This window comes from Synechococcus sp. OH2 (assembly GCF_047462155.1).
Lineage (GTDB): Bacteria > Cyanobacteriota > Cyanobacteriia > Thermostichales > Thermostichaceae > Thermostichus.
On record NZ_JANSIR010000051.1, the window covers coordinates 1 to 6153 of the forward strand.

8 protein-coding genes and 1 pseudogene are annotated in these 6153 nt (G+C 60.9%); 8 read left to right on the plus strand and 1 reads right to left on the minus strand.

The annotated features are described in order from the left end of the window. A partial coding sequence (locus tag NW835_RS04095) for an arsenic resistance protein (protein ID WP_414414582.1) occupies positions 1-781 on the minus strand: 781 nt, incomplete at its 3' end. Between the two features lie 190 nt (positions 782-971). On the opposite strand from NW835_RS04095, the gene NW835_RS04100 reads away from it, so the two are divergent. The 8 genes and pseudogenes from NW835_RS04100 to NW835_RS04135 all read left to right on the plus strand — a co-directional run. Then, positions 972-1391 (plus strand): DUF3119 family protein, encoded by a 420-nt coding sequence (locus NW835_RS04100; RefSeq protein WP_414364759.1) that lies wholly within the window; start codon positions 972-974, stop codon positions 1389-1391. Further along, entirely contained in the window at positions 1388-2200 is an 813-nt protein-coding gene (gene pgeF / locus NW835_RS04105; protein ID WP_414414583.1) for a peptidoglycan editing factor PgeF, read from the plus strand. The genes NW835_RS04100 and pgeF overlap by 4 nt, the downstream gene beginning before the upstream one ends. A 94-nt stretch (positions 2201-2294) precedes the next feature. Further along, positions 2295-2600 (plus strand): hypothetical protein, encoded by a 306-nt coding sequence (locus NW835_RS04110; RefSeq protein ID WP_414376535.1) that lies wholly within the window; start codon positions 2295-2297, stop codon positions 2598-2600. Positions 2601-2659: 59 nt separating this feature from the next. Further along, the gene (locus tag NW835_RS04115) at positions 2660-3091 is read left to right on the plus strand and encodes a DUF6464 family protein (RefSeq protein ID WP_414414584.1); all 432 of its coding nucleotides are present in this window, start codon (positions 2660-2662) and stop codon (positions 3089-3091) included. 20 nt (positions 3092-3111) lie between these two features. Next, positions 3112-3810, plus strand: coding sequence for an orotidine-5'-phosphate decarboxylase (pyrF, locus tag NW835_RS04120; RefSeq protein WP_414414585.1), 699 nt, complete (start codon positions 3112-3114; stop codon positions 3808-3810). A gap of 432 nt (positions 3811-4242) precedes the next feature. After that, positions 4243-4767 (plus strand): hypothetical protein, encoded by a 525-nt coding sequence (locus NW835_RS04125; protein ID WP_414376540.1) that lies wholly within the window; start codon positions 4243-4245, stop codon positions 4765-4767. Positions 4768-4883: 116 nt separating this feature from the next. Beyond that, positions 4884-5861, plus strand: coding sequence for a hypothetical protein (locus NW835_RS04130; protein ID WP_414386269.1), 978 nt, complete (start codon positions 4884-4886; stop codon positions 5859-5861). After that, positions 5747-6153, plus strand: a pseudogene (locus tag NW835_RS04135) (PLP-dependent aminotransferase family protein); the annotation flags it as partial. The gene NW835_RS04130 and the pseudogene NW835_RS04135, both read left to right, overlap by 115 nt.

Here is a 6153-nt window from a genome sequence, read left to right on the forward strand (position 1 = left end):
AAGCAAAAAGCAGCACCAGCGTCACCAGCAAGGCGGTGATGGCAATGGGGCTGAGGTAGCGCAAAAAAGCTTTCTCAAACCATTCCCGGCCCTTGGTTTTAAGAATCCAATAGCGAGAGGCTGCTCCTGCAATTAACGGTAGGCCCACGTAGATGGCCACGGATAGCAAAATGGTTTGCCAGGGCACCGTTAAATCGCTCATGGCCAGCAGCCAGCGGCCCAGCGGCGCGTAGAGGAAAAGCATGGTTAAAGAGTTCACCGCCACCATCACCAGGGTGTGGCCTTGGTTGCCATAGCTGAGATAGCCCCACATCAGCACCATCGCAGTGCAAGGGGCAATGCCCAGCAAAATGGCCCCGGCAATGTAGGAGTTGCTGAGGCTCACTTCTGTACCGCGGATCATTTCCGTGCCGGTTATCCAAGGGGCAAACAGCCACCCCAAGAAAAACTGGGCAATCACCACCATGGTAAAAGGCTTCACCAGCCAGTTCACCCCCAGGGTCAACAGCACCGGTTTGGGCGATTGCAAGGCATGGGCTGCCTGGCCAAAATCAATTTTCACCATGATGGGATACATCATGAAAAACAGGCAGACGGCAATGGGAATGGAGACCTGATAGAGGCTCAGGGCATCCAGCGCCTCTGCCAGGCCCGGAAACCATCGACCCAACAGGATCCCGGCAACAATACACAGAGCCACCCAAAGGGTGAGATAGCGCTCAAAAAAACTCAGGGATCCGCCGCCGGGGAAAGCTTTGGGGTCAGATTCGGTGAGAGCCATAGGAAAAGCCGAAAACTGGGGTTGAGAAAACGCAGGCTGCCGAGTAGCCACCTTCCTAAGGGGCTCTCCTCAGGATACATCAAAAAAACTTGTTCAGTTTACCTCCAACCCAGGCAAAAGCGGGATCCCTTCTGCAGGGGGGTGCTGCGGCAGCCTAGAATGGGGCTGGGATTCGGAGGAGAAGCAAGGAGTGATCAGACCCTACTCAGCCCATCTGTTGAACCCAGACTTTCGCCTCAGCCTGGCAGTACTGGTGTTGGCAGTGCCGCTGTTTTGGCTGTCGTTTTGGGCAGGCCTGGGGGTGGGGCTATTTGGCCTGTTCTTGCTGGTGCAAACCTGTCTGATTGGGCTGGCCTTTACTCGCACGGCGCTACAGGTTTACAGCGGCTCCCAGCGCATCCGCGAGTTCCCCTACAGCGAATGGCAGGACTGGCAGATCTTCTGGCCCTCAGTGCCGATTTTATTTTTCTTCCGGGAAAGCCGGAGCATCCATTTTCTGCCCATGCTGTTCAATCCCGTCGAGCTAAGGATGTGCCTGGAAGAGCGGGTGGGCCACCTGCATGCCCGGCAGAAATCCCAGGGATCCCCTTTCCACCCATCAGGCCGATGAGCGGTTCCGGGGGCTGGGTTTGGCAAGAGGCAGGGGAATGGCGTTGGCTGCAGTGTCAACTTCTGGCGGGGTGGCCCCATGCTTTTGGCTGCCGTCAAGCTTCCCCCTATCAGCCAGCCGAGCTGGCCGACCGGTTGCAACTCCCCCCAGAACGAGCTGCATGGGGCCGGCAGGTGCATGGCTGTCGCTGGATCTGGGCGGATGAAGTTCTCTTCTCCCAGGGGGGGGCTTCGGGTTCTCACCTCGGGGAAGGGAGTTTCGCCCGTCCCGAAGCAGATGCTGTGATCGCCCGCCGCCAGTTAGATTCTGCCTGGGTTTGCACCGCCGACTGCGTGCCAATCTTGATAGCTAGCCCTACCTGGGTGGCGGCTGTTCATGCCGGCTGGAGGGGCACGGCTGCTGGCATCTTGCCCAAGGTGCTGCAAGTTTTCCTAAAGGCCGGGATCCCTGCTGACCAGATCTGCATTGCCCTGGGGCCAGCCATCTCCGGGCCAGCCTACCAAGTTTCCCAGGAAGTGGCCGAGCAGGTGCTGCAGGCGCTGCCGTCGGGGGTGGATCGCCGGCCTGCCCTCTGGCCGGATCCGCTGCCGGGTAAGGTGCGCCTAGATCTGCGCTGGATCCACCGCGCCCAGGCCCAAGCCCAAGGGATCCCTTCCAAGCAAATTGCCATCAGTCCTCATTGCACCTTTGCTCAGCCGCAAGATTTCTTTTCCTATCGCCGCGAGGGATCCCGAAAGGAAGAGGTAGGCTGCTATGGTGTGCAGTGGTCGGGGATTGGCCTGCCCAGCGCAGCGTTGGATAACCCCTAGCCGCCACAAGTAGTAGCTATAATTGCCCTCAAAGCTCTACCTTACAGGCGGGGATCCCATGTTTCGCCGTGCTGCCTTTTGGGGATTGTCTTGGATGGCTTTTTCTCTCCCTTTTGCCTTTGTCGGAGAAGCCCATGCCCAGACCTCTCTGACCGGCATCAACCGCGACAGCGTACTGCAACTGAACCTCGGATCGGGACGCCGCCTGGCTCCAAAGCCAGCGAGGGACTCTAACTCCCAGAAAGACCAGGATCCTGCGATTGCCTCAGCGCTGATGTGGGCGGAGTGGCACATCCGCGCCAATGTCTGTACCGGCAACCTATCTACCGAAGAATTGGCAGAGCTATTTCCCTTGGTCAATCAAGAGTTAGTAGATGCTGTTTGTCAAGGGGGAAGTTAGCCAGCTTGCCCAGGCAAGCAGTAAGGTAAAAAGAAAACTCTCAGTCAGGTCGCTACTGCATGGATTTTGAGAAGCTCTTGGAGGAATGGGTGTCAGCCTTCACCCAGGCGGCGGAAGAAAGCCTCGCCGCTTTGGAAACCGCCCTGACGGAGTTGGCGGAACATCTGGCCGCGCCTCTCCAAGAAACCCTGCGGCAGTGGGAAGCGTTCTGGAGTCTGGAGGAGGAGCCGCAGCCCGATCCAGAGCTCGACGAGGAAACGTTCAATTCTGCTGAGGGGGAGTCCTTCAGCGCCAGCCGTTTCTTCGTCAGCCCACTGGGGTTCGGGGGCATAATTGTTTATGCTTATGTCGCTTCACCCCCCGGCTGGGTTGGGGATCCCACCTGTCGCTACAATGCCCTTTCTCCGGAGTTGCGCTGTGCGGTTAACCCCTATGGCCCCTGTGAAGGCTGCCCTCACTATGAGCCGCGGGAGCGGATCCCTTCGCGTTAGTCGGCTCGAGAGCTTCCGCCATGCAGGGTAGCCGCCTCATTGTTGCTCTGGATACCGCTTCTTGGGATCAAGCCCTGGAGTGGGTAGATCGCCTGCCGCAGGTGCTGTGGTGGAAGGTGGGCCTGGAGTTGTTCACGGCTGTTGGCCCTCAGATTTTTCAGGCCCTTAAGGGACGGGGCAAGCGCATTTTTCTCGATTTAAAGCTGCACGACATTCCCCACACAGTGGGGCGGGCCGCTCAGGTGGCCGTTGGTTATGGGGTGGATCTGCTCACCGTTCATGCCGCTGGCGGCAGTGCCATGTTGCGGGCAGCAGTGGCCGCCACCCAGGGCAGTTCTTGCCGGCTGTTGGCAGTCACTCTTCTCACCAGCCTTGGTCCCGACCAGGTGCGGCAGGAGTTGGGCGTTGAGCGGGATCCCGGCGACTATGTGTTGCAGTTGGCGCGGCTAGCTCTGGATCAAGGCGTGAGTGGGCTGGTCTGCTCCCCCCAGGAAGTGGGGCGGCTGCGGCAGGCTTTGGGGCCGGAGGTGCTGCTGGTAACCCCAGGGATCCGCTTTGGGGATCCAGAAGCGGGGGACGACCAGCAGCGGGTCTGTACCCCTGCAGAAGCTCTGCGAGCAGGGGCCGATTATTTGGTGGTGGGCCGCCCCATCACGGCGGCTGCGGATCCCGTGGCTGCCTTGTGCCGCCTCCAAGCCCTGGAGGATGCTGTTGGATAATTCACGGAGGGTAAAGCTGCAGGCCCTGCACTTTAGTGTGGGGAGGAAAGCGACTCTGGAACTTTAGTGGCCAAAGTGGCGCCTCCCTCGCAAGATACCCCACCGTATACTGTAGGGGGGATAGCTCCTACTCCCATGATGGAGCATGACCCAAGTTCTAACTATCTCCTGCAAGCTCAAGGTGTCTGCGTCGCAAGCTGCAAAGCTGGAGGCGACAGAGGCCTACGGCCCGCTGGCGCGAGCGGGAATGTGTCAACCAACAGCCGCGCAGCAAGAGGGCTACTGTTCCCGTGAGCGGGACGGAGTCCCTAAGCTCCCGACTTCAGTCGGGGGAAGTTTACTCTGTGGACGCGACCATCTGGGGAGAAATAAGCCTTGGGCCACAGATCTGCCAGACGAGGGTGGGGACTGGGTTTATGGCTGGTTTTGAGCTTGGGCAGCCTTGCCCCTGCTTGGGCAAAAGAGGAGATCTGTGCCTCCGACCCGCAAACCTGGGCCGAGGCCCTGGCGGAGCAGTTGCCTTTGTTTCTCAATTTGGCCTTGAGCCGCTCCCGCTCAGACTTCCAGGTAGTGCTGGTGGGCCAGCCAGAGGTGGAACTTCTCTCTGCCGAGGAGCTGGCCCAGCTTCTGCCGGATAGCCCAGCCGCCTCGGCTTCCCAAAGCTTTCGCTTGTATTTCACCACGCTGGAGCGCCGCTTGGTTCTGCCCCAGCAGCCCGAGCAGGAGGACAACCCCCTGGCCGGTCGGCGCAGCGAAACCCTGCAGCTGGCCTATGAAGCTTATGTGCTGCGGGCTGCACCTGGGGATCCCTGGCAGGTGGTGCGCCTGCAAGTTACCGGCGCCGGTGTTCCCATCCGCGACGTCACCGAAGGACTGACCGCCCAAGCCATTCGTCGCTGGCAGCAGGCTGGGTGTCCCTTGACGGGCGATCTAGAGTTGACTAGGCCTACCCTATGAAGTTTCCCCCTGCCATGCCTCCGCGGGGCAAAAGGCTGTCTCGTTCCTCTTTTCCTCAACTAAGCCTGTCCAGGGCAGGCAAACGTCGGCACCAACGCCCAGACGGACTTAGTTGGATGGGCCACTGGCTGCTGTGGGGAGGGATGGGGTTGCTGCTGGGGCAACGTCTCCGCTCCTTAGGAGAGCTGGCCCATCTGCCGTGGTGGCGCGCTTGGCCCATCAGCAGCCCTCAGGGATCCCTGCCCCCTGTCCAGGCGGAACTCCCTCTCTACCACTCAATTGCGAACGGGCTACTGCCCTGGCTGGTTGAGGGAACCGGGATCCCCCCCGAAGGGATCCTGCGAGCTGTCTCGGCCCTGGCCTGCCTGGCCGTGCTGCTGCTGTGCTGGAGCTGGGGCAATTTCTGGAGTGCTGGCCTATGGGGACTCAGCCCCTGGGTGCTGACCCAGGGGTTGGAGCCGGGCGACGAGATCTTGGCCAGCCTGGTCTTGTTGGTCAGCAGCGGTGCTGGGCCGGGATCCCGCCTGCGCTGGGGCGGTTTGGCGCTGGCCTGTGCCCTGAGCTACAAAGTTTGGCCCTTGGCCCTGCTCTGGGGGACGCTATGGACTAGCCAACATTGGCCGCGGCAGCGGTTGCAAGGGCTACTCTGGCTGCTGCTGGTGATTGGCCTCTCCTGGTTGGTGCGGGTTGAGCTGCCCGCCAATCCCTTCACCGGGACGGAGCGCTTTCCTACGGCGACGGTGTCCTATTCGCTCACTAGCCAAAGCGGCCTGGCTGTTCTGGCCACCTTAATGTTGCCCCTGGGGCTGGCCTTGGTGCGGCTGGGTTGGCCCTGGGCGGAACGCCAACAAACCCTGCTCAGCTTGGCCGGTTTGGGCCATGTCCTGTGGATGGGGGTGCTGGCGGTGTGGCTTTGGGAGCCACAGATGAACCTGTTGCAGCAAAGCGCCCGTTGGGGCCTGGTGGCCCTGCCCTTTTTGTGCCTGAGTGCCGGCGGCGTCTTGGCGGAGATCCCCTGCCGGAGTTGGCGGCGAGTTCTGGGATCCCTGCTCTTGGCCAGCTCGTTCTTGTTATCGTGGCAAGCGTTGGCCTAAGTTCTTCTCCTGCCTTGAAGCTCCCGATGCGGCCCCTCTCAGAGACCCTGTTTGCCCGGCGGGCTCAGGCGGTGATCCCGCCTCCTTTTGGCGCGGAGATCCCTGGGGCCGTGCCGGTAGTAACCAGTTTTACCTTTGGCCTGGCGGATCCGCGGTTGTTTCCCAAGGCCGACCTGGCGCGGGCGACAGCGGAGGTGTTGGCGGAAGAGGGAGATGCTGCCCTCAATTACGGCGGCACTTTTGCCGGGCTGATCGAGGTGGTGCAGCAGTTGATGCGGGCCAGAGGGGTGGA